Raw genomic sequence first — 23417 nt, forward strand, 5'->3', positions numbered from 1 at the left:
CGGCCGAGCTGTTGCAGCATCTTTCTTGATAGGCGAAAATCTCGTCTGTCTAGATACTTTCGGCTGGGGGTCCTGATGTCCGTGTTCACCCGCGTGGCGGGCGGTCGCCTGAACGCCTGGTTCACCATCCTCGCGGCGCTCGCCGTGGGCGCGGCCGTCTTCTGGCTGCCCATCCCCGAGAACCCGGCACCTGTCTCGGCCACCGGCCTGTCCGACCGCTGGCAGTCCACCCAGGTCGAGCGGCTCCAGGACGAACTGCCGGCCAGCGACGTCCAGCCGGCCATCGTGGTGGTCACCCGCGACGACGGAGCACCGTTGACCGAGGGCGACCGCACCGCCGTCACCACCGGCACCGGTGCCCTCGGCGGGTTCACCGCCGGCGGCCAGGTCGCGCCGCCGCAACTGTCGCCCGACGGCACCGTGGCCCTGGTCGCCGTGCCGCTGAGCACCGAGGGTGGCCAGGAAGCGGTGGCCGCCACCGTGGCCGAGGTCCGCGAGGCGCTGACCGCACTACCTGCCGAGTTGACCGTCGAGGTGACCGGCGCACCGGCCTTCACCGCCGACCTCACAAAGGTCTTCGAGGGCGCCGACACCACCCTGCTCGCCGTCACCGCCGCGGTCGTCGCACTGCTGCTGCTCGTCACCTACCGCAGTCCGCTGCTGTGGATGGTGCCCCTGGCCGTCGTGGCCGCCACCGAACAGGTCGCCCTGCGGGCCCTCGACACGGTCATCCCCGCGGTCGGCATCAACTTCGCCGGCGGGGCCGTCACCGGTATCGCCAGCGTCCTCGTCTTCGGGGCCGCCACCAACTACGCCCTGCTGTTGATCGCCCGCTACCGCGAGGAACTGCGCCGCGAAGAGGACCGTTTCGCCGCCATGCGCGCCGCGCTGCGCCGCACCGCCGAACCGATCCTCGCCAGCGGCGGCACCGTCATGCTCGGCGTACTCACCCTGCTGCTCAGCGAGCGGGAACTCAACCAGGCCCTCGCCGTCGCCTGCGCCACCGGAATCCTCCTGGCCATGGCATCGGCCCTGCTCGTCCTGCCCGCCGCGCTGGTGCTGCTCGGACGGGGCCTGTTCTGGCCGTTCGTACCGCACGTCGGCAGCAAGGGCCGGGAGGGCCGGATCTGGGGCCGGCTCGGTGCCGCCGTGATCCGCCGCCCGGTGCCCGTCGCCGCCCTGGCCACGCTGCTGCTGGTCGGGCTCGCTCTGGGCGGCCTCGGCCTGCGCACCGGGCTGTCGGAGACCGAGCAGTTCCGGGTACAGCCGGAAGCGGTCGCCGGGGCACAGACCCTCGCCGGCGCCTTCCCCGCCGGCACCACCCAACCGGTCGCCGTGATGACCCGACCCGACACCGTACCGGCGGTCACCGCTGCCGCCGCCGAGGTGCCCGGGGTCGCCTCCGCCCGCCCCGGCACCGCCGGACCCACCGTCGCCCAGGTCGACGTCGTGCTCGACGCCGAGCCGGGCACCACCGCCTCCGACCGGACGCTGGAAGCCCTACGGGACGCCGTCGCCGCCGTACCCGGCTCCGCACCACCCGCTGTCGCGGGCGGCGACGCCCCGGCCGGTGCCGTCGTCGGCGGCACCGTCGCCGGCACCTACGACGCGGCCGCCGCCGACGCCGAGGACCTGCGCGTCATCCTGCCGCTGATCCTGCTGCTGGTCGGGGCCGTCCTGGTCCTGTTGCTGCGCGGTCTGCTCGCCCCGGTGCTGCTCGTGGTCACCGTGGTCGCGTCGTACTTCGCCAGCCTCGGCGGCGCCTGGCTGCTCTTCGACCACGTGCTCGGCTTCCCCGCGCTGGACACCAGCGTGCCGCTGCTCGCCTTCGTCTTCCTGGTGGCGCTCGGCGTGGACTACAACATCTTCCTGGTCACCCGGGCCCGCGAGGACGCCCGCTCGGCCGGCACCCGCCAGGGCATGCTCTCCGCACTTCGGGTCACCGGCGGTGTCATCACCAGTGCCGGCATCCTGCTGGCCGCCGTCTTCGCCGTCCTGGGGGTGCTGCCACTGATCACGCTGACCCAGATCGGGATCATCGTCTGCCTCGGGGTGCTGCTGGACACCCTGCTGGTCCGCACGGTCGTCGTGCCGGCCCTGGCGTTCCTGCTCGGGGAGCGCTTCTGGTGGCCCGGCCGGGTCACCGTCGATCAGAACCCGAGGCAGACGCACTCCGACATCAGCGCCCGGACGTTGCGCACGTAGCTCGGGTTCGGGACGGCCAACGGCTGTCCCTCCCGGGCCACCGCCCCATGGCCGTAGTTGTACGCGGCGATGACCGCGTTCAACAGGCACGAGTTCAGCTCGGAGGTGCACAGGTCGGCGTCGAGCCGGTAGTCGGCGTCGAAGTACATGTCGCCGATGTACTTGGTGAGCCAGGCCAGGTAGGTGCCGCCGAGGTAGGCGTTGTCCCGGTGGTCCCACACGTCGTAGCTCTGCCCGAAGCGCTGGTTCATCCAGGTCGCGGTGTCCGGCATCACCTGCATCAGGCCGATGCCCCCGTCGCAGGCCACGATGTTGGACTGCCAGCCGCTCTCCTGCCACGCCGTCGCCTTGATCAGGCTCAACGGGATACGGATGTCCGGCGCCGACGTCGGCCAGTACGTCCGCCCGGCCGCCTCGGTCAGCGCCGCCTTGGCCTGGGCGCGGCTGGCCTGGTCACCCTTGTAGCTGGGCTCGCACCCGGTGGGTGCCGGCTTCGGCGGCGCGGGCGGGACCTTCGTCTCCGTCGGCGGCTTCGGCACCGCCCGAGGGGCGGTGGCCGTGGTGCGCTTCGGCTTCGGGGTCCGTTTCGTCGGCGACGGCGTCGCGCTGGCACTGGGGGTGACCTTCGGCGCGGCACCCATCGACTCCACCGCCGACGGTGTCGCCGACGCGTCCTCCGGCACCGCCGAACCGCTGGGCTCCCCCGAAGCGTCCGGCAACTCCTCCGGCAGCGCGACCGGGGCCGGCACCTCCGCCGCAGGAGTGTCCACAGTGGCACATCCACCGCCGGTCAGCAGCAGCGTCGCCGCGACCACCGCCATGCCCCACCGTGCGACGCTGCGCCCCATGTCGCCCCCTTCCGGCCGTGACGAACCCGCCGCACACTAACAGCTACCCGCCGTTGCGCGTGGCCCCGCGCGACCGCCACCGAATCCACCCCGGACACCGCTGCCCGCCGTCACGCGTGGCCCGCGCGACCGCCGAACCCGACCCGGAGACGGCACCGGACTCACCGCGCGATGGAACCACCGCCGGCCACCGCCCGGTCCCGGGTGGCCCAGGCGACCATGAACACCGCAGTCCAGGCGGCACCGAGCAGCACCGCACCGACCGTGCCGCTGGCCGTGCTCAGGCCCAGGTACAGCCGGGCACCGCCGATGGTGACCACGCCCGCCGCCGCCACGGTCCACGCGGCCACCGCCACCGGCCACCGGGCGCCCCGCGACAGCAGCCACGCCAGCGTGCACAGGCTCGCGGTCACCACCACGTTCTGCGTGGAGAACAGCACCACCCGCCCACCGGCGGCCAGGTCCGCCACGGCCGCCAGCACCACCAGCGGCACGAAGGCACCGACCGTGCCGACCACACTGAGCAGATCCGCCCGCCACGGCCGCTGCCGCCAGGCCTGCACCAACGCCACCACCGCCACCATCACGATCAGCGACGAACCCCGCAGCACCGACACCGCCGCCTGCGTCGCCTCCACCGCGTCGGGCGTCCGCCGAGCGGCGAACCAACTCGCGATCACGCCGTCGACGAGCGCCAACCCGCTGTGCCGGACCACCACCCGCAGGGTCCACGCGATCACCAGGGCCACCGCGAACAGCAGCACCACCCCGGCCGCCAGGTTCGCCAACAACGCCCACGCCGGCCCGAGGCGCAGACTCAGCAGGAAGAACAGCAGCCCGTAGCGGGCCGACAACCACCGCAGCGGTGGCAACCGGGCCGCCCGGGTCAGCAACGCCCGCGCCGGGTCGGGATTCCGGCCCAACCACCGACCGGCCAGCACCACCGCGACCAGCGCGGCCAGCAGCACCAGCACCGCGCCGGTGGCCCGGCCCAGCAGCCGGGAGACCGTCTCGTACGACTCCCCCGCCAGATGCCCGACGAGCACCGAGGCACCCACCCAGGTGGTCACCCCGGCCAGATTCCACGGCGCGAACCGGCGGTACGGCATCCCGGCCGCACCGGCCAGCCGGGGCACCAGCGTGCGGGCGAACGCCACCCAGCGGGCGGTCAGCACACCCCGCCCACCCATCCGGTCGAGCATCGAGTCGGCGCGGGCCCACCGCTGCGCCCCCACCCGGGCACCCCACCTGCTGGCCCGCAGCCGGGGCCCGTAGCGCCGGCCGGCGCGGAACGCCAACGCGTCCCCCACCGCCGCCGCCGCGATCATCACCAGCAGCGCCGGACCGAGCCGCAACGTGCCGGTGTACGTGAGAAAGCCCACCAACAGCAGGGTCGCCTCACCGGGCGCGACCAACCCGATGATCAGGGCCGTCTCGGCGGCCACGACCAGCGCCGCCACCACGTAGATCAGCCCTGGTGGCAGGCTCTGCACCGAACTGAGCAGATCGTGCACGGCGCCCCCGGATCACCTCGGCAGGACTGCCCTGCCAGTGTGACAGCGCCGCGCCGCAGGAGAAGGACCACCCGGGGTGACCCCGACGCCACGCCGCAACCGCGCAGGCGGGAGGATGGAGCCCATGCAGCTTCGCACCGACCTCCGCAACGTCGCCATCATCGCTCACGTCGACCACGGCAAGACCACCCTGGTCGACGCCATGTTGCGGCAGTCCGGCGCCTACGGCGCCCGGGGCGAGGTGACCGAGCGGGTGATGGACTCGATGGACCTCGAACGCGAAAAGGGCATCACCATCCTGGCCAAGAACACCGGCGTGCGCTACCTGCCGGCGGACGGCTCCGACCCGGTCACCATCAACATCATCGACACCCCCGGTCACGCCGACTTCGGCGGCGAGGTGGAGCGCGGCCTGACCATGGTCGACGGTGTGGTGCTGCTGGTGGACGCCAGCGAGGGCCCGCTGCCGCAGACCCGGTTCGTGCTCCGCAAGGCACTCAAGGCCCGCATGCCGATCATCCTGGTGATCAACAAGGTGGACCGTCCCGACGCTCGGATCAAGGAGGTCGTCGACGACACCTACGAGCTCTTCCTCGACCTCGACGCCGACGAGGCACAGATCGACTTCCCGATCGTCTACGCCTGCGCCCGCGACGGCATCGCCTCGCTCACCCAGCCCGCCGACGGCTCGGTGCCGGACGACAGCCAGAGCCTGGAGCCGCTGTTCCGCACCCTGCTGGACACCATCCCGCCGCCCGCGTACGACGAGGACGCCCCGCTCCAGGCGCACGTCACGAACCTCGACGCCTCCCCCTTCCTCGGCCGCCTCGCGCTGTGCCGGGTACGCCAGGGCACCATCGCCAAGGGCCAGAGCGTGGCCTGGTGCCGCACCGACGGCAGCACCCAGCGGGTCCGCATCTCCGAGCTGCTGATGACCGAAGGCCTGGAGCGCAAGCCCGCCGACAGCGCCGGACCGGGCGACATCATCGCGGTCGCCGGCATCCCCGAGATCATGATCGGCGAGACGCTCGCCGACGCGGAGAACTCGATCCCGCTTCCGCTGATCACCGTCGACGAGCCGGCGATCTCCATGACCATCGGCACCAACAACTCGCCCCTGGTCGGCCGGGTCAAGGGCGCCAAGGTCACCGCCCGGATGGTCAAGGACCGCCTCGACAAGGAACTCGTCGGCAACGTGTCCCTGCGGGTACTGCCCACCGAGCGGCCCGACGCCTGGGAGGTGCAGGGCCGCGGTGAGCTGGCCCTGGCGATCCTGGTCGAGCAGATGCGCCGCGAGTCGTTCGAACTGACCGTCGGCAAGCCGCAGGTCGTCACCCGGGAGATCGACGGACGGACCTGCGAGCCGGTGGAACGACTCACCATCGACGCGCCGGACGAGTACCTCGGCGCGATCACCCAGCTGCTGGCCACCCGCAAGGGCCGGATGGAGCAGCTGGTCAACCACGGCACCGGCTGGATCCGGATGGAGTGGCTGGTCCCCGCCCGCGGCCTGATCGGCTTCCGCACCGAGTTCCTCACCGAGACCCGGGGCACCGGCATCCTGCACCACGTCTTCGAGTCGTACGAGCCGTGGTTCGGCGAGCTGCGCACCCGCAACAACGGTTCCCTGGTCGCCGACCGCTCCGGCAGCGTCACCGCGTTCGCGATGACCAACCTCCAGGAACGCGGCCAGCTCTTCGTCGAGCCCGGCACCGAGGTGTACGAGGGCATGATCGTCGGTGAGAACTCCCGCTCCGACGACATGGACGTCAACATCACCAAGGAGAAGAAGCTCACGAACATGCGCTCGTCGACCGCCGACGAGACCGAGAAGCTGATCCCGCCGCGCAAGCTGTCCCTGGAGCAGGCCCTGGAGTTCTGCCGCGAGGACGAATGCGTCGAGGTCACCCCGGCCGCCGTACGCATCCGCAAGGTCGTGCTCGACCAGACCCAGCGGGCCCGCACCGCCGCCCGCCGCAAGCACGCCGGCTGACCGGTCGATGGCCGCTGACGATCTCCACGCGCGGCTGGACCGGGAACCCGGCACGATCTCGGTGTACGCGGGGCCCCTCGGTGCCCCGCCCACCTGGACCCGGCACGCCGAGGCCACCCACTACGCGGCGAGCACGATGAAACTGGCCGTGCTCGCCGCGCTGCACCGCGCCGCCGAGGCCGGTGACCTCGACCCGGACGCCCCGGTCGAGGTCGTCAACCGGTTCACCTCCGCCCGGCCGGACGCCCCGCCGTACTCCTGCCGTCGGGCCTACGACAACGACGGGGCCGTGTGGGACCGCCTGGACGGGCGGGCGTCGCTGCGCTGGCTCGCCGAACGGATGATCGTCCGCTCCAGCAACCTCGCCACAAACCTGGTCATCGAACACGTCGGACTGCCCGCCGTGGCGCAGGTCTGGCAACACGCCGGCGCCCGGCACAGCGTCACCGGACGCGGTATCGAGGACTTCGCCGCCCGCGAGGCCCAGATCACCAACCTGGTCACCGCCGCCGACCTGGCCGCCCTGCTCGGCGCCGTCGCCACCGGCGCCGACCGCTCCGGGCCGATCGCCTCGCCCGCCGGCTGCGCCGCCATGCTGGACGTACTCTGCGCCCAGCAGATCCGTCAGGACATCGCCGAAGGGCTGCCCGCCGGTGTCCGGCTCGCCCACAAGAACGGCTGGGTGCGCGGCGTACGGCACGGAGCGGCGGTGGTCTACCCCGATGACGCCGACGCCTACCTGCTCGTCGTCTGCACCACTGTCGATGACGACCAGACCGACGCTCGGCCCGACGCCGACGCCCGCGAGTTGGTGGCCGACATCTCCCGCCGGGTCTGGCAGGCCCGGCACGACCTCACCGCGCTCACTCCAACAGGTTCGCCCGCAACGCCGCCACCATCTCCTCGGTGACCCCCAGGCCGTCGCGCAGATACGCACCGAACGACCCGTGCGCCTGTCGCACCTGCGCGTAGGCGGCGTCGAGGTATTCCGGGCGGACCTCCAGCACCGGCCGGACCGCCGTCTCGTCGAGCCCCGGGTGGCGCTGCCGCATCGCGTCCAGGAGCACCTCGCGCAGGCTCTCCGTCAGCGGGTTGTGGGCCAGGTAGTCGGCCCGGATCGCGGCCTCGTCCACCCCGAGGGCGTGCAACAGCACCACGGTCAGCCAACCGGTCCGGTCCTTGCCCGCCGAGCAGTGGTAGACCAACGGAAGGTTACGCTCGTCGGCCGCCAACCGGACCGCCGCGGCGAACCCCTCCCGGGCCGAGGCGCCGGTGACGAACCAGCGGTAGATGGCCGACATGGCCGCCGGTGTCCCCTGCCGCGCCAGCTCCGCGTACTCGCTGAGGTCGTGGCCGAGCAGCACGGCCGAGACGTACGTGAAGACCGGATGGGCCGGGTCGTACACCGGCAGGTGCACCACCGTCGGCTCGCCCATCAACCGGTCCGGCGGCGCCACCGACACCTCGGAGTGCGCTCGGAGATCCACCACACAGGCCGGTTCCAGCTTCGCCAGCACCGGCAGGTCCTCATCGGTCAGCCGGCCCAGCGCCGGCGTACGGATCAACCGTCCTGGACGCACCCGCCGGCCGTCGAACCCGATCAGTCCACCGAGGTCCCGCGCGTTGGGCGCGCCGACGAGCGCCCAGTCCGGCGCGCTCACTCGCTCACTCATGTGTCTCCCCCTCGCGTACAGGGTGCCGTACCCGATGATCGTCGCGGTACGCACCCACCGCGGATCGCGGCGGTGGGTGGTCCGCGACGGACTCCAACCGCCGGAGTTTCGGCGTCACCCCGACCCACCCCGTAAAAATCCAGACTGATGAATTGATGGGCGGCTCGGGTTTCCCTATGGTCCGAGCAACGGGGGTGTGACCGACCGGGGGTGTGATCGTGCCGCAGGGCACCGAGGCGGTGGTTCGGGTCGCCGTCGCTGCCCTGTGGAGTTCCCCCGACGCGGTCCGGCCGGTGGACGCCCCGGCGCTCGGCGCACCCGCCGACGTCGGGGCGTGGGTCGCCGGCCTGGACGCCGCCCAGCAGGTCGGTGACGCGGTACTCAGCCAGCTGCTGCTCGGCGAGCGGGTGCTGGTCACCGAGGTACGACCGGACGGCTGGGCGCACGTGGTGGCGGTCGAGCAGCCGTCGGCCCGACTCGACCCGCGTGGCTACCCGGGCTGGCTACCGATCGCGCAGTTGACCACGACCGCCAGCGCTGCGGGCGGCACCGCCCGGATGGTCGTCGACACCGCCGTCACCGCCCTGCACGCCACGGCCGCCGGCCCGGTCGCCATACCGGGAGTCGTCCTCGGCACCCGGCTCGCCGCAGCCGGTGAGCCGGTCGACGGGTGGCAGCCCGTCCAGGCTCCGGGCCACCCCGGGCCGCTGTGGTTGCCGGCGGCGCACCTGGCCGCCGCGCCGACCGCAGCACCCACCGCCGACCAGGTGCTGGCCGTGGCGGCCCGGCTGGTCGACGTCGAATACCTGTGGGGCGGGATGTCGGCGTACGGCATCGACTGCTCCGGACTCGTGCACCTGGTCTGGCGGCGACTCGGCGTGCTGGTCCCCCGCGACGCCAGTGACCAGGCCACCGCGGCCCGCCGGGTGGAGTTGGGCGCCGAGCGGGTCGGAGATCTGTACAGCTTCGCCCGGCCGGGTCGCCGGATCCACCACATCGGCATCGTCACCGCCGCTGGGCGGCAGCGCGAGCGGCGCATGCTGCACGCCTGCTACCGGCATCGGCGGGTGCTGGAGGAGCGGTTGTCCGTCGAGCGCACCGCCACCCTGCTCGGCGCCCACCGGCTGGGAGCCGGGCCGGCACGGTGAGCCCCCGTCGTCGCGGTGGGTGCGCTGCCAGCGCTCGTGGCCGCGTGGCGGTGCCTGCGCACGCCCGGGAATGCGTCTGACGGACCGGGCGCGGCGCTGCGGTGTGCGGCTCAGCGGCGGGACGCGGTCAGCTCGCGTCGCCGGTCCCGCGAGGACCTGACCAGGCTCGCCGCCGTGGCCGCCGCGAGCGTGCCCAGAATGATCAGCAGTGACAGCCAGATCGGGATGTGCGGTGCCCAGCCGACGTGCTCGCCGTTGTTGATGAACGGCAGATTGTTCTCCGCCAGCGCCTCCAGGATCAGCTTGACCCCGATGAAACCGAGCACCACCGCGAGCCCGTGGCTCAGGTAGATCAAGCGGTCGAGCAGCCCGCCGAGCAGGAAGTAGAGCTGCCGCAGCCCCATCAGCGCGAACACGTTTGCGGTGAAGACGAGGTACGGCTCGTGGGTGATACCGAAGATGGCCGGAATCGAGTCGAGAGCGAAGATCAGATCGGTGGTGCCGATGGCGATCATGACGATGAGCATCGGCGTGAACATCCGCCGGCCGTTCTCCCGCACGGTCAGCCGGGCGCCCTCGTAGCCTCGCGAGATGGGCAGCGCCCGCCGGCTCCAGCGGATCAGGATGTTCTCGGTGAACTCCTCCTCGCTCGACTCACCCTGCCGGGCCAGGTTGATCGCGGTGTAGATCAGGAACGCCCCGAAGAGGTAGAAGACCCAGGTGAACTGCGAGATCAACGCAGCACCCGCGGCGATGAAGCCGCCCCGCATGACGAGCGCGAGGACGATGCCGATGAGCAGCACCTTCTGCTGGTACTGCCGGGGAACAGCGAAGCGGGCCATGATGATCACGAAGACGAAGAGGTTGTCCACCGAGAGGCTGTACTCGGTCAGCCAGCCGGTGTAGAACTGCCCCGCCACGCTCGCCCCGGCGGTGAGCCAGAGTCCGCCACCGAAAAGCAGGGCCAACCCGACGTAGAAGGCGACCCAGAGACTCGACTCCCGCACGCTCGGCTCGTGCGGCCGGCGCCCGATGATGAGCAGGTCCACCACGAGGACCGTGGTCAGGGCCACGAGCGTCGCCGCCCACACCAGTCCGGACACGTTCACAGTCTCATTCCTCCGGCAGCCGCCCAGCAACCGGCACACGGTACGCCCTTCGGGGCGTGGCAGCGGCCCCACCCCCTGTGGGCATCCTAGGAGGATGGGTCACATGGGTACCACGACGAGTCGACACCGGCGGCCAACGGGTGGGAAAGTCCACCGGGCCGGCCGGGACGGCACCCCGGTGTGGCAGGCTGCGGCCATGGTCCTTGAGGTAGCGCTCATCGATGTCATCCCCGGCCACGAGGAGGCGTTCGCCGCGGCGTACGCCCAGGGGCACCCGTTGCTCGCCGGCACGCCCGGCTGCCGCTCGGTACGCATGACCCGGGGCGAGGAGTCCCCCTCCCGCTTCGTGCTGCTCGTCGAGTGGGACTCGATCGAGGCCCACGAACAGAACTTCCGCGCCACGGAGCGCTTCGTCGGGTGGCGGGAGCTGATCGGCCCGCACTTCGCCGCCCCGCCACGGGTCGAGCACTTCGTCGACGTACCCGCCTGACCGACGCCGGATCACCACGCACCGAATCGAGAAAGTGTCACACCGTCCACCTATCCTGCGTCTCGCGTCGGCACCGGCCCCGACGGCTTCGGGGGCGCCGGGCCCGGTGCCGACGCGACAGCCGCGGTTCCACCCGCCGACGCTGCGGCCGGCAGGCCGGCGCGTCACCCGTCGAGCCGGCGGGCCAGCACCCGCACCGTCTCCTCCTCCGGCAGCGCCGTCTCCAGCAGGCAGTCGGTCATCCGTTCGTACCGGTCGACATCGGTGGCCGTGGTCAGCCGCACGTCCGTGGTCAGCGCCTCCAGCATCACCGTGCGCGGGTCCGCCGGGTCCGGAAAGGAGTAACTGGAGAACGGGGTCAACGGCAACGGGCCCCGACCCGCCCCGGTGCGCAACAGTCGGATCGTCACATGCGGCAGCGCGGCCAGGTCGAGCAGGTGGTGCAACTGCTCACGCCACACCTCCGCCGGATCGTCCCCCGGCTCGCAGGCCAACTCGGTGATCAGCGCCGTGTAGCGGGGCGGTTCGACCCGGCGCAGCACCGCCTGCCGGGCGGCCCGGGCCCGCAGGTCGGCCTCCACATCCACAGTCGGGTCGATCAGCTGACCGGCCACGATGCGCAGCCGGGCGTACGCCGGTATCTGGAGCAGGCCGGGCACGATCGCCGGCTGGTACTCGACAATGCCCGCCGCGCCGGCTTCCAACTCGGCGTACGTGCGCTGCCGCTCACCCATCTCGCCCAGCGACTTCCACCAGCCCCGGCTGGTCGCCGCGTCCCGGGCGATGACGATCAGGGCGTCCCGTTGCACCGACGGCACCTCGTAGACGTCGAGCAGGTCGAGCACGTCCGCCAGGTCGGGACGGCTCTGCCCCAGCTCGATGCGGGACAGCTTGGAGGTGGACGCCCAACCGAGCCGCTCACACACCTGTTCCAGCGTCAGCGCCTCCCGCCGGCGTAGTTGACGCAGCTCGGCGCCCAGTCGCGCACGTCGAATGACCGGACTCGTTGGCAACGGCATCCCTGCCTCCCCACCGAGGGAGAGTACGCACGGCGATCACTTAGCGCAATAGGACGCTCGCATTCCGCTATTCTCCCACCGTAGGAAGTGGATGGTCCGTCCGGCGGCACCTACCGCACGCCGGCGGCGTCCATCCCCCGCAACTCCTTCTTCAGGTCGGCGACCTCGTCGCGGATCCGCGCGGCCAACTCGAACTGCAACTCGCGTGCGGCCGCCAGCATCTGGTCGTTCAGCTCCTGGATGAGCTGCGCCAACTCGGCCCGCGCCATGCCCTCGCGGGCCGGGGTGGCCGTGCCGCCCCGAGCCCGGCTACGGGTCTCCTTGACCGGCGCCTTGCCGCGCGACAACTGCCGCACCGCACCGCCCACCCGGGTCGCCTCGGTGTCCTCCGCCTCCCGGTAGATGTCGTCGAGGATGTCGTGGATCTTCTTGCGCAGCGGCTCCGGACTGATGCCGTGCGCCTCGTTGTGCGCGGTCTGCTTGGCCCGGCGCCGGTTCGTCTCCTCGATCGCGTCCGCCATCGACGGCGTGATCTTGTCGGCGTACATGTGCACCTGCCCGGAGACGTTACGGGCCGCCCGACCGATGGTCTGGATCAACGAACGGCCGCTGCGCAGGAAGCCCTCCTTGTCCGCGTCCAGGATCGCCACCAGCGACACCTCGGGCAGGTCTAGGCCCTCCCGCAGCAGGTTGATGCCGACCAGCACGTCGTAGTCGCCGCGCCGCAGCTCGCGCAGCAGCTCCACCCGGCGCAGCGTGTCCACCTCGGAGTGCAGGTAGCGCACCCGGATGCCGTTCTCCAGGAGGTAGTCGGACAGATCCTCGGCCATCTTCTTGGTAAGCGTGGTGACCAGCACCCGTTCGTCGCGCTCGGTGCGCAGCTTGATCTCGTGCATCAGGTCGTCGATCTGCCCCTTGGTGGGCTTGACCACCACCTCCGGGTCGACCAGGCCGGTCGGACGGATCACCTGCTCCACGAACTCGCCCTGGGCGTGTTCGAGCTCCCACGGGCCGGGGGTCGCCGACAGGAAGACCATCTGGCCGACCCGCTCCAGGAACTCGTCGAACCGCAACGGCCGGTTGTCGGCGGCGCTGGGCAACCGGAACCCGTGGTCGATGAGCATCCGCTTGCGCGAGGCGTCCCCCTCGTACATGCCGCCGATCTGCGGAATCGTCACGTGCGACTCGTCGACGACGGTGAGGAAGTCGTCGGGGAAGTAGTCCAGCAGGCAGTGCGGCGGGCTACCGGGCAGCCGGCCGTCGATGTGCATCGAGTAGTTCTCGATGCCCGAGCAGAAGCCCACCTGCCGCATCATCTCGATGTCGTACGTGGTGCGCATCCGCAGCCGCTGCGCCTCCAGCAGCTTGCCCTGCGTCTCCAGCTCGGCCAGCCGCTCTTCCAGCTCCGTCTCGATGTCGCGGACCGCCCGCTCCATCCGCTCCGGCCCGGCCGCGTAGTGCGTCGCCGGGAAGATCAGCAGATGGTCCACCTCGCGCACCACGTCACCGGTCAACGGGTTGAGGTAGTAGAGCTTCTCCACCTCGTCACCGAAGAGCTCGATGCGTACGGCGAGTTCCTCGTACGCCGGGATGATCTCCAGCGTGTCGCCGCGGACCCGGAAGGTGCCCCGCTGGAAGGCCATGTCGTTGCGGGTGTACTGGATGTCGACCAGGCGGCGCAGCAGTTGGTCCCGGTCCAGTTCCTGGCCCACGGCCACCCGTACCGCGCGGTCGAGGTACTCCTCCGGGGTGCCCAGCCCGTAGATCGCCGAGACGGTCGCGACCACCACCACGTCACGACGGGTGAGCAGGGACATCGTCGCCGAGTGCCGCAGCCGCTCGACCTCCTCGTTGATCGAGGAGTCCTTCTCGATGTACGTGTCGGTCTGCGGGATGTACGCCTCGGGCTGGTAGTAGTCGTAGTACGAGACGAAGTACTCCACCGCGTTGTCCGGCAGCAGCTCGCTGAACTCCTTGGCCAGCTGGGCGCAGAGCGTCTTGTTGGGCGCCAGCACCAGCGTGGGGCGTTGCAACCGCTCGATCAGCCAGGCGGTCGTGGCGCTCTTGCCGGTGCCGGTCGCGCCGAGCAGCACCGTGTGCCGGTCGCCGCGACGCACCCGCCGCTCCAGATCGTCGATCGCCGCCGGCTGGTCGCCGGCCGGCTGAAAGTCACTGATGACCTGGAAGCGGCCGTCGAGCCGGGGTATGTCGAGCGCCATGACCTCAACGGTACGCCGGGGCTCCGACAGCAATTCCCGTTCCGACCTGCTGCGGCCGGCCGGACCGCGAGGTCGCCGGCGGCGGGCGCGTCGGCGCCGCCACACCGGTCCCGGACGACTACGTGCGGCACGTGATCGGCTTCGATATTCGCATTGTGTGGTTCTTCTCACCCGGCTACGCTTTTCCCGTAGGCCGCTCGCGGCGGCCGACCGGGCCGGTGGCGGGCCGCACAGGCCACGCCGCCCCCGGCACCGAGGGTCGCAGCACCCGGCATGCCTGGCGTGCGCACCGGACGTGGTCGCGCTGAGAGCGCTGACCGGCCGCCGCGAGCGCCCCTGCTCGTCACCCCGGCATGGTCCGGGCCGTTCATCCTCCCGTGGAGAGCAGCTCACAACCGCCGACCGACAGCCGCCGGCACCGCGCGGCCAACCGCCGCCACCGCGCCGGCATCGTGCCACCCGCGGTGCTCAACCTGGCCGTCACCGAGCCGGCCACCCGGCTACCGGAGTCACGGCCGGGCATCCGCCGGGCCGTGGTCTCCGGCGGGCTGCTCGACCTGGCCGCCGGCAACCGGGCCGAGGAGGAGGATCTGGCCGGGGCGGCCACCGAGGCCGACGACACGCGGCACGCGGCCAACCGCCGGCGTCGCCTCACCCTCGCCGGGCTGGCCCTCACCGCGGTGCTCTCCGCGGTGATGCTCGTCGCCACGCTTGTCAACTGGGCCCCGGACGGTCCACCGCCCCGGGACCTGACGACAGGCGAACGGGAACGCCTGGCCGCCATGCGGGTGACCAACTATCGCGAGCTGCGCGCCGGGTTGCACGTCACCGCCGGCAACGGCGCCACCCGCACCGACCTGCTCGGCTGGGTCGACTGGGCCCGGGGGCTGGCCTATCTCGACGTGGGAGGACCCGGCGCCGGCGCCCTGCGCGGGCTGGCCCAGGCCACCCCCACCGTGCTGGTGACCAGGCCCGACCCGGCGGCCGTACCGACGCCTGCCATGCCACCGCTGGTGCCACCGGCCGACGGTTGGCGGCTGCCCGCCGACCGGAGCCTCGATCCGCTGCTCGGGCTGATCTTCGCGCTCGCCGCGGACCGGCCCGACGAGGTGGACCGCTGGGTCGGCCGCTGGCTGGACCGGGAACACCTAAACGGTGAGCCGGTTGACGTCCTGGAGGTCTCGACGCCGGGCCCCGGTGCGTCGCCGACCCGCACCCCCACCGCCTCCGATGCCGGCACCCCGGTCCGCTACTGGCTGGATTCGGCCGGCCGGCTGCACCGCGTACAGGCCGAACTCGCCGGGATCGGACCGGTGACGGTGGCCCTGAACCGGGCCGACCGACCGACGCTGCGACCGGTCGAGGCGCTCGGTGGCCGACCCGGCCTGCCCCGCGCCCTGACCGCCGCCGAACGGGACCGGTGGCGCCGGTTGCCGGCCCGCCTGCGGACCGCCGGTGGGGCGACGGTCACCCTTACCGTGCCCGCCTCCGCCGCCACGAACCTCCGTGGCACCGGCTGGCTGAGCTGGACGTCGGGCACCGCGTACCTCGGTGTCGCCGACCTCGACGCGGACGGCCGACGCACCCTGCTCCGCCACCAGGGACGCAAGATCACCCGGATCGACGACGCTACGGCGACCGGCAGGGCGGCAGGTCCGCCACTGCCCCCACCGACCTCCGGTTGGCGGTCGGGACCGCATCGCACGGAAGCCCTCGACCCGCTGGTGGCCGCCGCGCTCCGGGCCGCGCAGCGCTCCGGCGTGTCGGGCAGCGCCCAACGGGTACGCGGCGACACCCTCGGCGGCACCACCGTCGACGTGGTGCAGGTCGACACCGCCCGAGGGCCGCTGCGCTACTGGGTCGACCGGGACGGGATGCTGCGCCGGCTGGAGTCGCCGACGCGGGCGGGTGCCTGGGCGCAGCTCGACCTGACCCCTGGCCGGGTACCACGACTGACCCCGCCACGCGCCAAACGCTGACGCCCGGCCACGTCACCGGTCAACGGTGCCGCGAGCTCAGGGACGCCAACCGGTACGCGCGGCCCACTCCTCCGCCCGCAGGTGCTCCTCGTCGAACCACGGGTCCTTCGCCGTGGCGTACGAGCCGCTGTCCGGCGCGGACGCCGCCAGCTCCCGCTTGAGCACCAGGTACGCGGCCCGCTGGTCCGGATCGGCCCGCAGGTGATCACGCATCAGCAGGGCGTACCGCCAGCCCGGCGAACCGGTCACCCGCACGTGCAGGTTCACCGGGCGGGCCGGGTCCGCGCTGCCGTGCAGCCGCTTCTCCCACCGGCCGCTGCCGGCCGGGCGGGGGCTGTCCCACCACTGGCCCGGCACTGCCGGAAAACCGGCGTCGGCCAGCCGCTCGGCCAACTCACCGTCGGCCTCGGCGAGCGACGGCACGCTGAGCTGGATGTCGATGACGTCCTTGGCGGCCAGGCCGGCGACGGCGGTCGAGCCGATGTGGTCGATCCGCAGGTCGCTCGGGCCGATGGCGTGCCGGATCCGGGCGGCCAGCCGCGCGTACTGCTGGGGCCAGGTCGGGTCGGGCTCGGCCAGCCTGACCTGGGTCATCCGCACCGCGCGCCGGTGTCGCACGTTGTTCTCGAAGGGCACCAGCCGGTCGCGCCAGAGCGCGTCCACCGCCGCGTGCAGCTGGTCGAGGGTGCCCTCGTTGGTCAGCAGCACGTCCGCCACGGCCGCCCGACGGGCGTCGTCGGCCTGCGCGGCGATCCGGCGTTGGGCCTCCGCCCGGCTCATCCCCCGGTCGCGGGCCAGTCGCGCCAAGCGGGTCTCCACCCCCGTCTGCACCACGACCACCAGGTGGTACGCGGGTGCCAGTCCCACCTCGGCCAGCAACGGCACGTCGTTGACCAGCACGGCGTCCGGCGGCGCGGCAGCTGTCAGTTCGGCGGTACGGGTCCGGACCCGGCCGTGGATGATCGCCTCCAGCCTGCGCCGGGCCGACTCGTCGGCGAAGACCAGCTCACCCAGGGCAGCGCGGTCCAGGGCTCCCTCGGCGTCCAGCACCCGGTCGGAGAAGGTGGCGACGACCTCGGCGAGACCGTCGGTGCCGGGCGCGACCACCTCCCGGGCGAGCTGATCGGCGTCGATCAACATCGCGCCCCGCTCGACCAGCCGGCGTGCCACCGCGCTCTTGCCCGAACCGATCCCGCCGGTCAACCCCACCCTCAACACGGCACCCAGTCAACCCGATCATGCCCGTCCCGCCAACCCACCCCCACCCACCACTCCCTCACCCACCCCTCCCCCGCCCTCCCACCCAGCGTTGATCATGAGGTTGACGGCAGTTGTTGATCTTCAAAGTGCCGTGAACCTCATGATCAACGGGATGAGTGGGGTGGGGAGGGAGGGACGGAGGGGGGAGGGAGGGGGCGATGAGGGAGGGCCCCGCCTCGACCCGGTACTCCGGGTCGGGGCGGGGCCCTCTGTTGTCAGCCGACAGCTTCAGATCGCGGCGGGGCGTCAGACACGCCGAACCGAAGATGTCACCGGGTCACTTGCCGCCGGCGAGCTTCTCCCGCAGTGCGGCGAGCGCCTCGTCGGTGGCCAGCGTGCCCGCGGGCTCCTCGGCCTGGCGGCTGGGGGCCGCGCTGGTCGAGGTGGTGGTGCCGCCGCCAGTGGGGGCCGGCTGCGGGTTGGCAGCGGCCTCGGCCTCGGCGGCCCGGGAAGTCTGCACCTGCTTCTGGTGCGCCTCCCAGCGCTGCCGCGCCTCGGCGTACTGGTTCTCCCAGGTCTCGCGCTGCTTGTCGTACCCCTCGAGCCACTCGCCCGTCTCCGGGTCGAAGCCCTCCGGGTAGATGTAGTTGCCCTCGTTGTCGTAGGTCGCGGCCATGCCGTAGAGGGTCGGGTCGAAGTGCTCCTCGCCCTCGACGAAGCCCTCGTTGGCCTGCTTGAGCGACAGCGAGATCCGGCGACGCTCCAGGTCGATGTCGATGACCTTGACCATGACCTCGGAGCCGACCTGCACGACCTGCTCGGGGATCTCCACGTGACGCTCGGCCAGCTCGGAGATGTGGACCAGGCCCTCGATGCCGTCGTCCACCCGGACGAAGGCACCGAACGGCACCAGCTTGGTGACCTTACCCGGCACGATCTGCTGGATGGCGTGGGTGCGGGCGAACTGACGCCACGGGTCCTCCTGGGTCGCCTTCAGCGACAGCGAGACCCGCTCGCGGTCCAGGTCGACGTCCAGGACCTCGACCTCGACCTCCTGGCCCACCTCGACGACCTCGGACGGGTGGTCGATGTGCTTCCAGGACAGCTCGGAGACGTGCACGAGGCCGTCCACGCCGCCCAGGTCGACGAAGGCGCCGAAGTTGACGATCGAGGAGACGACGCCCTTGCGGACCTGCCCCTTCTGGAGCTTGTTGAGGAACTCGGTGCGCACCTCGGACTGCGTCTGCTCCAGCCAGGCACGGCGGGACAGCACCACGTTGTTGCGGTTCTTGTCCAGCTCGATGATCTTGGCTTCGAGCTCGCGGCCGACGTACGGCTGCAGGTCACGCACCCGCCGCATCTCGACCAGCGAGGCCGGCAGGAAGCCGCGCAGCCCGATGTCGAGGATGAGGCCACCCTTGACCACCTCGATGACGGAACCGCGGACGACACCGTCCTCGTCCTTGATCTTCTCGATCGTGCCCCAGGCCCGCTCGTACTGCGCCCGCTTCTTCGAGAGGATCAGCCGACCCTCCTTGTCCTCCTTCTGAAGGACAAGGGCCTCGATGTGGTCGCCCACCGAGACGACCTCTGCCGGGTCCACGTCGTGCTTGATCGACAACTCCCGAGAGGGAATGACACCCTCGGTCTTGTAGCCGATGTCGAGCAGGACCTCGTCCCGATCGACCTTGACGACGGTGCCTTCGACAATGTCGCCGTCGTTGAAGTACTTGATGGTCTCGTCGATCGCGGCGAGGAAAGCCTCCTCAGAGCCGAGATCGTCGACGGTGACCTTGGTGGCGCTCGAGGGGGCCTCGATGCTGCTCGTCATGTGGGCGGTTGCTCCGGTCGGATGGTGTGTCACAGCAGGCTGGTGTCGCGGTGACCTGTGCGCGCCAACGGATCCGTCGGCGGGCCCACCTGGAAATCGCTGAACGAGATCTTGATGTGACTCCGTCGACCGCGCACCTGCTCCCTGCCGAGGCACACGATCCGCGAGCGCATCGTCTACCCTACCTGCTGCATTACCACAGCGTGCAAGCCCTCCCGTCTACTCATCGGCGCACCAGCCGCGAAAGCGGAGATTTCGACCAGACACGCCGTGGAATGGACCGGGCCGCCGCCGGCCACGCCGTCGTGGGGGCCTAGCGTGGCCTGGTGGACGACGACGACCGGGTGACCCGGCGCCAGGTCGGTGCCGCCGAGGCACGCACCGCCAACCGGCGTTGGTGGGACGCCGACGCCGACGCGTACCAGGCGGAACACGGCAGCTTTCTGGGCGACGTGGACTTCGTCTGGTGCCCGGAGGGGCTGCGCGAGGCCGACGCCCGACTGCTCGGTGACGTCGCCGGGCGGCGGGTGCTGGAGGTCGGCTGCGGGGCGGCGTCCTGTTCCCGCTGGCTGGCCACCCAGCATGCCCGGCCGGTCGCGCTGGATCTGTCCGCCGGCATGTTGCGGCACGCGGCGCAGGCCAACGCCCGCAGCGGGGTACGCGTGCCGCTGGCCCAGGCCGACGCGCTCGCGTTGCCCTTCGCCGACGAGAGTTTCGACCTCGCCTGCACGGCGTTCGGAGCCGTCCCGTTCGTCGAGGACTCGGCAGCGCTGATGCGCCAGGTGCACCGGGTGCTGCGCCCCGGCGGCCGATGGGTCTTCTCGGTCACCCACCCGATGCGCTGGATCTTCCTGGACGATCCCGGGGAGGGCGGGCTGACCGCCGTGCACTCGTACTTCGACACCCGGCCGTACGTGGAGCAGGACGAACACGGCCGGGCCAGCTACGTCGAACAGCACCGCACCCTCGGCGACCGGGTACGCGAACTGGTCGGCGCCGGCTTTCGGCTGCTGGACCTGGTGGAACCGCAGTGGCCGGAGGGACACGAGGGGATCTGGGGGCAGTGGAGCCCGCTGCGCGGCCGGCTCTTCCCCGGCACCGCCATCTTCGTCACCGAGAAGCCGGCCGACTGAGCCTGCCGGCTGTGCGGTCCGGCGCCGTCCCGGACAGCGAGTGCGACGCAGTCGTCGCGGGTGGCGTTACGCTCACGTCATGAGCGGGCGCAGCGAGCGAATCATCGACTCGGTGCCGTGATGCCTCACTCCGGCTCGCAGCGCAGTGGAGAGCCGGCATGAGCGCCGAACCCATCCCGACATCACCTGGCCCCTGGTGTCCGGATCCGATGCGGCAGCAGCGTGCCGACTACACGCTGGAGGACCTGCTCGCCCCTGCCGTGCGACGCCCCCCGCGTCGAACTGGTCGACGGAGTCATCCACGTGACACCCTCCCCCACCCTGGGCCACCAGGACATCTCCAGCCTGGTATGGCTGTGGTTGCGAGCCCACGCGCCGGCACATCTGCGCGCCGCCCAGGCGGTCGGCGTCGGGCTCAGCCACAACACCAGCCGGCAACCGGACGTGCTGCTCTGCCGCGCCGGGCTGCCGTCCGACAGGTCCCGGCTGCGGCCGGCTGACGTGGTGCTGGCCGTCGCATTCGTCACGCCGGGCACCCGCCGGGTCGACAGGTTCGCCAAGCCGGGCGAGTACGCCGCCGCCGGCATCCCCTTCTACTGGCGCATCGAACAGGATCCGGTGCACGTGTACGCGTACCGCCTCGGCGACCGGATCGGGCCGGGCGGCGAGCGACAGTACGAACTCGTCGCCGACAGCGCGGAGCTGATCGAGCTGACCGAGCCCTTCGAGGTCAAGCTTCCGGTGAGCGACATCGTTCCGTAGCCGCCCGGCCCGGCAGACCGGACGCCGGACGCCCGACGGACGCCATCCTGACGTCTCCCTCAGTTAACCCGCGCTCCCTAACGTCCGGGCACATGAGACAGATCACCGCCACCCGCCTGGGGCGGGCACTCGCCGGTGCCGGCGCCCTCACCCTCGCCCTCACCCTGGGCGGTACCGCGTCCTTCGCGGGTGCGCCGACGACAGCCAGGCCGACGCTCACGGGTTTCGCGTCGCTGCCGGCCGCCACCTTCGTATTGGGCAGCGAACCCTCCGGCAGCCTCATCACCGGTACCACGAACGGCTACCCCACACCCTTTGCCGACCAACCGATCCAGGGCTTCTCCGGCATCGCCGACAACGGCGACGGCACCTTCGACGTGCTGTCGGACAACGGCTACGGCAACCAGGCCAACTCGGCGGACTTCCTGCTGCGCATCCACCGGCTCGCCCCGGTGTTCGCCACCGGCGCCGTCGACGTGGTCGGCGGGATCAACCTCACCGACCCCGACGGGCACGTCCCGTGGCAGCTGACCCGCACCGACCGGGTGCTCACCGGCGCCGACTTCGACGTCGAGTCGATCGTCAAGGCGGCCGACGGCACCTACTGGATCGGTGACGAGTTCGGGCCGTACCTGCTGCACGTCGACCGGGCCGGCCGGCTGCTGCGGGCACCGATCCCGCTCGACGGTGTGGTCGCCCCGGAAACCGCCGCACGCACCGGCCTCCCCGCCACCCTCGCCAGCAGCCGAGGCTTCGAGGGCCTGGCCGCCTCCCCCGACGGCCGCTACCTCTACCCGCTGCTGGAGGGCACCGTTGCCGGCGACGTCCCCGGCCACCTGCGGCTCAACGAGTTCGACAGGCGGACCGGGCGGTACACCGGCAAGCGCCACACCTACCGCCTCGAAGCGCCGAACCTGGCCATCGGTGACGCGATCGCGATCGACAGGCACCGCTTCCTGATCATCGAGCGGGACGGCGGCCAGGGCCCCACCGCGATCGTCAAGCGGCTCTACGTCGCCGACACCCGCGACGCCGACCGGGACGGCCTGATGGACAAGACACTGCTTGTCGACCTGATGAACGTCGCCAACCCGAAGCGGCTGGGCGGCTTCGACACCACCTTCACGTTCCCCTTCCAGACCATCGAGAACGTGGTGATTCTGGACAAGAGGCGGGTAGCGGTACTCAACGACAACAACTTCCCGTTCTCCACCGGCCGCGCCCCCGGCGTCGCCGAGGACAACGAGTGGATCGTCATCACGCTGCCCCGCTCGCTCGACCCCGACAAGCGCGTCCTCAGGTAAGCCGACGGTGACGTGCTGCCCCGTCCCGGTGGACGGGGCAGCAGCGTTTCCGACGAAGGCGCCCGGGTACCCGAGCGTCATGGCCGACGAGGAGTTCCGCAGGGGCGACCACGTCTCCTGGGCCAGCCACAGCGGCCGGGCCCACGGTGTGGTCAAGGAGAAGCTGACCGAACGCACCCATGTACGCGGGCACGCCGTGAACGCCTCACCGGAGCAGCCGCAGTACCGCATCCGCAACGACGACTCGGGTCGGGACGTCGCCCACCGCCCGGAGGTGCTGCGCCGTGAGCCGTCGTGACGACCCGGACCAGACCTACCGGGAGTTCACCGAGGCGGTGAACATGAAGCCCGGCGAGCTGTCCAAGTGGCTGGACAGCGACGAGTCCAAGCATGTGGGCTGGCGCCGCAAGGGCAGCGGTGGTGGCGAGACGGTCGGCCACGAGTCCGGTCGCAGGATCATCGACCTGCTCCGCCGCAAGCGCGGCCAGCTCACCGAGGCCGACTACAAGCACATGCGCAAGGTGGTCGGCTACGTCCGCCGGCACATGGCGCAGCGTCCCAGCGGCGACGTGCGCGACACCCGGTGGCGGTACTCGCTGATGAACTGGGGCCACGACCCGGTGAAGGCACCGTTGCCGCCGCCCGGCGGCCCCTCCCGCAAGGCCCTCGAACGGCACGGCGCCCCACCGAAGTCCCGCCGCGGCCCCGGCCGCTGACCTCCGCCTTGGACTGCGGACCCACCCCAGCAGCACAGCAGCACAGCAGCACAGCAGCAGGCGACAGCTTCGGCGAAGTTGCTGTATCAGCCACCCCACGAGGCAACAACTTCCCCGAAACTGCGTGGCATCAGCGCATGGTTCGTCCGCAGGACCCTGACTGACCCGCGTTCCGTGACCACATCAGGGTTTCGGGGGGCCGGGCTGCGGTTGGACGTCCGGCGTCCGGTGGTGCCGGTGACCGACGTACGGTCGCGCGGCAAGGCCGACCTGC

The 23417-nt window shown here is 71.5% G+C and carries 19 protein-coding genes; 11 read left to right on the forward strand and 8 right to left on the reverse strand.

Translation table 11 applies throughout. The features are described from left to right. The first annotated feature begins 75 nt into the window (after positions 1 to 75). Positions 76 to 2205 carry an MMPL family transporter gene (locus tag AB0I71_RS16085; protein WP_357585201.1) on the forward strand — a complete coding sequence of 710 codons (2130 nt, stop codon included), beginning with the start codon at positions 76 to 78 and terminating at the stop codon, positions 2203 to 2205. On the opposite strand, the gene AB0I71_RS16090 is transcribed toward AB0I71_RS16085, so the two are convergent. Together AB0I71_RS16090 and AB0I71_RS16095 are read right to left on the reverse strand one after the other, a co-directional pair. Beyond that, positions 2151 to 3053 carry a transglycosylase SLT domain-containing protein gene (locus AB0I71_RS16090; protein WP_357585204.1) on the reverse strand — a complete coding sequence of 301 codons (903 nt, stop codon included), beginning with the start codon at positions 3051 to 3053 and terminating at the stop codon, positions 2151 to 2153. The genes AB0I71_RS16085 and AB0I71_RS16090 overlap by 55 nt on opposite strands. A gap of 161 nt (positions 3054 to 3214) precedes the next feature. Beyond that, on the reverse strand, positions 3215 to 4567 hold the full coding sequence (locus AB0I71_RS16095) for a DedA family protein (RefSeq protein WP_357585206.1): 1353 nt from the start codon (positions 4565 to 4567) through the stop codon (positions 3215 to 3217). A gap of 124 nt (positions 4568 to 4691) precedes the next feature. Between AB0I71_RS16095 and typA the strand changes: the two genes are divergently transcribed. Together typA and AB0I71_RS16105 are read left to right on the forward strand one after the other, a co-directional pair. Then, positions 4692 to 6560: a translational GTPase TypA gene (typA, locus tag AB0I71_RS16100; protein ID WP_357585208.1), complete on the forward strand. Its 1869-nt coding sequence runs from the start codon at positions 4692 to 4694 to the stop codon at positions 6558 to 6560. A gap of 7 nt (positions 6561 to 6567) precedes the next feature. Beyond that, on the forward strand, positions 6568 to 7470 hold the full coding sequence (locus AB0I71_RS16105; RefSeq protein WP_357585210.1) for a serine hydrolase: 903 nt from the start codon (positions 6568 to 6570) through the stop codon (positions 7468 to 7470). Here AB0I71_RS16105 and AB0I71_RS16110 read toward each other — a convergent pair. Continuing rightward, positions 7424 to 8221, reverse strand: a complete 798-nt coding sequence (locus AB0I71_RS16110) for a tyrosine-protein phosphatase (protein WP_357585253.1) — start codon at positions 8219 to 8221, stop codon at positions 7424 to 7426. The two genes, AB0I71_RS16105 and AB0I71_RS16110, sit on opposite strands and share 47 nt — an antisense overlap. Before the next feature lie 230 nt (positions 8222 to 8451). On the opposite strand from AB0I71_RS16110, the gene AB0I71_RS16115 reads away from it, so the two are divergent. Continuing rightward, entirely contained in the window at positions 8452 to 9381 is a 930-nt protein-coding gene (locus tag AB0I71_RS16115; protein WP_357585212.1) for an NlpC/P60 family protein, read from the forward strand. Positions 9382 to 9491: 110 nt separating this feature from the next. Here the strand turns inward: AB0I71_RS16115 and AB0I71_RS16120 are convergent, their stop codons facing one another. Continuing rightward, complete coding sequence (locus AB0I71_RS16120; RefSeq protein ID WP_357585215.1) at positions 9492 to 10490, reverse strand: TerC family protein; 999 nt, start codon at positions 10488 to 10490, stop codon at positions 9492 to 9494. A 196-nt stretch (positions 10491 to 10686) separates the two neighbouring features. On the opposite strand from AB0I71_RS16120, the gene AB0I71_RS16125 reads away from it, so the two are divergent. Continuing rightward, positions 10687 to 10980: an antibiotic biosynthesis monooxygenase family protein gene (locus tag AB0I71_RS16125; RefSeq protein WP_357585217.1), complete on the forward strand. Its 294-nt coding sequence runs from the start codon at positions 10687 to 10689 to the stop codon at positions 10978 to 10980. 164 nt (positions 10981 to 11144) lie between these two features. Here AB0I71_RS16125 and AB0I71_RS16130 read toward each other — a convergent pair whose 3' ends face one another. Both AB0I71_RS16130 and uvrB read right to left on the reverse strand, forming a co-directional pair. After that, positions 11145 to 11999: a helix-turn-helix transcriptional regulator gene (locus AB0I71_RS16130; RefSeq protein ID WP_357585219.1), complete on the reverse strand. Its 855-nt coding sequence runs from the start codon at positions 11997 to 11999 to the stop codon at positions 11145 to 11147. Positions 12000 to 12109: 110 nt separating this feature from the next. Next, positions 12110 to 14218 (reverse strand): excinuclease ABC subunit UvrB, encoded by a 2109-nt coding sequence (gene uvrB / locus AB0I71_RS16135; protein WP_357585221.1) that lies wholly within the window; start codon positions 14216 to 14218, stop codon positions 12110 to 12112. A 377-nt stretch (positions 14219 to 14595) separates the two neighbouring features. On the opposite strand from uvrB, the gene AB0I71_RS16140 reads away from it, so the two are divergent. Beyond that, positions 14596 to 16197 (forward strand): hypothetical protein, encoded by a 1602-nt coding sequence (locus tag AB0I71_RS16140; protein ID WP_357585223.1) that lies wholly within the window; start codon positions 14596 to 14598, stop codon positions 16195 to 16197. 36 nt (positions 16198 to 16233) lie between these two features. Here AB0I71_RS16140 and coaE read toward each other — a convergent pair whose 3' ends face one another. Both coaE and rpsA read right to left on the reverse strand, forming a co-directional pair. After that, positions 16234 to 17415: a dephospho-CoA kinase gene (gene coaE / locus AB0I71_RS16145; protein WP_357585225.1), complete on the reverse strand. Its 1182-nt coding sequence runs from the start codon at positions 17413 to 17415 to the stop codon at positions 16234 to 16236. Positions 17416 to 17734: 319 nt separating this feature from the next. After that, on the reverse strand, positions 17735 to 19228 hold the full coding sequence (gene rpsA / locus AB0I71_RS16150; RefSeq protein ID WP_357585227.1) for a 30S ribosomal protein S1: 1494 nt from the start codon (positions 19226 to 19228) through the stop codon (positions 17735 to 17737). Positions 19229 to 19554: 326 nt separating this feature from the next. Between rpsA and AB0I71_RS16155 the strand changes: the two genes are divergently transcribed. The 5 genes from AB0I71_RS16155 to AB0I71_RS16175 all read left to right on the forward strand — a co-directional run bounded on the left by AB0I71_RS16155 (position 19555) and on the right by AB0I71_RS16175 (position 23143). Further along, positions 19555 to 20361 carry a class I SAM-dependent methyltransferase gene (locus AB0I71_RS16155; protein WP_357585229.1) on the forward strand — a complete coding sequence of 269 codons (807 nt, stop codon included), beginning with the start codon at positions 19555 to 19557 and terminating at the stop codon, positions 20359 to 20361. A gap of 303 nt (positions 20362 to 20664) precedes the next feature. Beyond that, positions 20665 to 21123, forward strand: a complete 459-nt coding sequence (locus AB0I71_RS16160) for a Uma2 family endonuclease (protein ID WP_357585231.1) — start codon at positions 20665 to 20667, stop codon at positions 21121 to 21123. A gap of 92 nt (positions 21124 to 21215) precedes the next feature. Continuing rightward, positions 21216 to 22427, forward strand: coding sequence for an esterase-like activity of phytase family protein (locus AB0I71_RS16165; RefSeq protein ID WP_357585233.1), 1212 nt, complete (start codon positions 21216 to 21218; stop codon positions 22425 to 22427). Between the two features lie 79 nt (positions 22428 to 22506). After that, entirely contained in the window at positions 22507 to 22725 is a 219-nt protein-coding gene (locus AB0I71_RS16170; protein ID WP_357585235.1) for a DUF2945 domain-containing protein, read from the forward strand. Beyond that, a complete protein-coding gene (locus AB0I71_RS16175; RefSeq protein ID WP_357585237.1) occupies positions 22712 to 23143 on the forward strand; it encodes a DUF3140 domain-containing protein in 432 nt (143 codons plus the stop codon). Before AB0I71_RS16170 ends, AB0I71_RS16175 begins: the two co-directional genes overlap by 14 nt. The last annotated feature ends 274 nt before the right edge of the window (positions 23144 to 23417 follow it).

The organism is Micromonospora sp. NPDC049891, assembly GCF_040660295.1.
In the GTDB taxonomy this organism is placed as follows: domain Bacteria; phylum Actinomycetota; class Actinomycetes; order Mycobacteriales; family Micromonosporaceae; genus Micromonospora.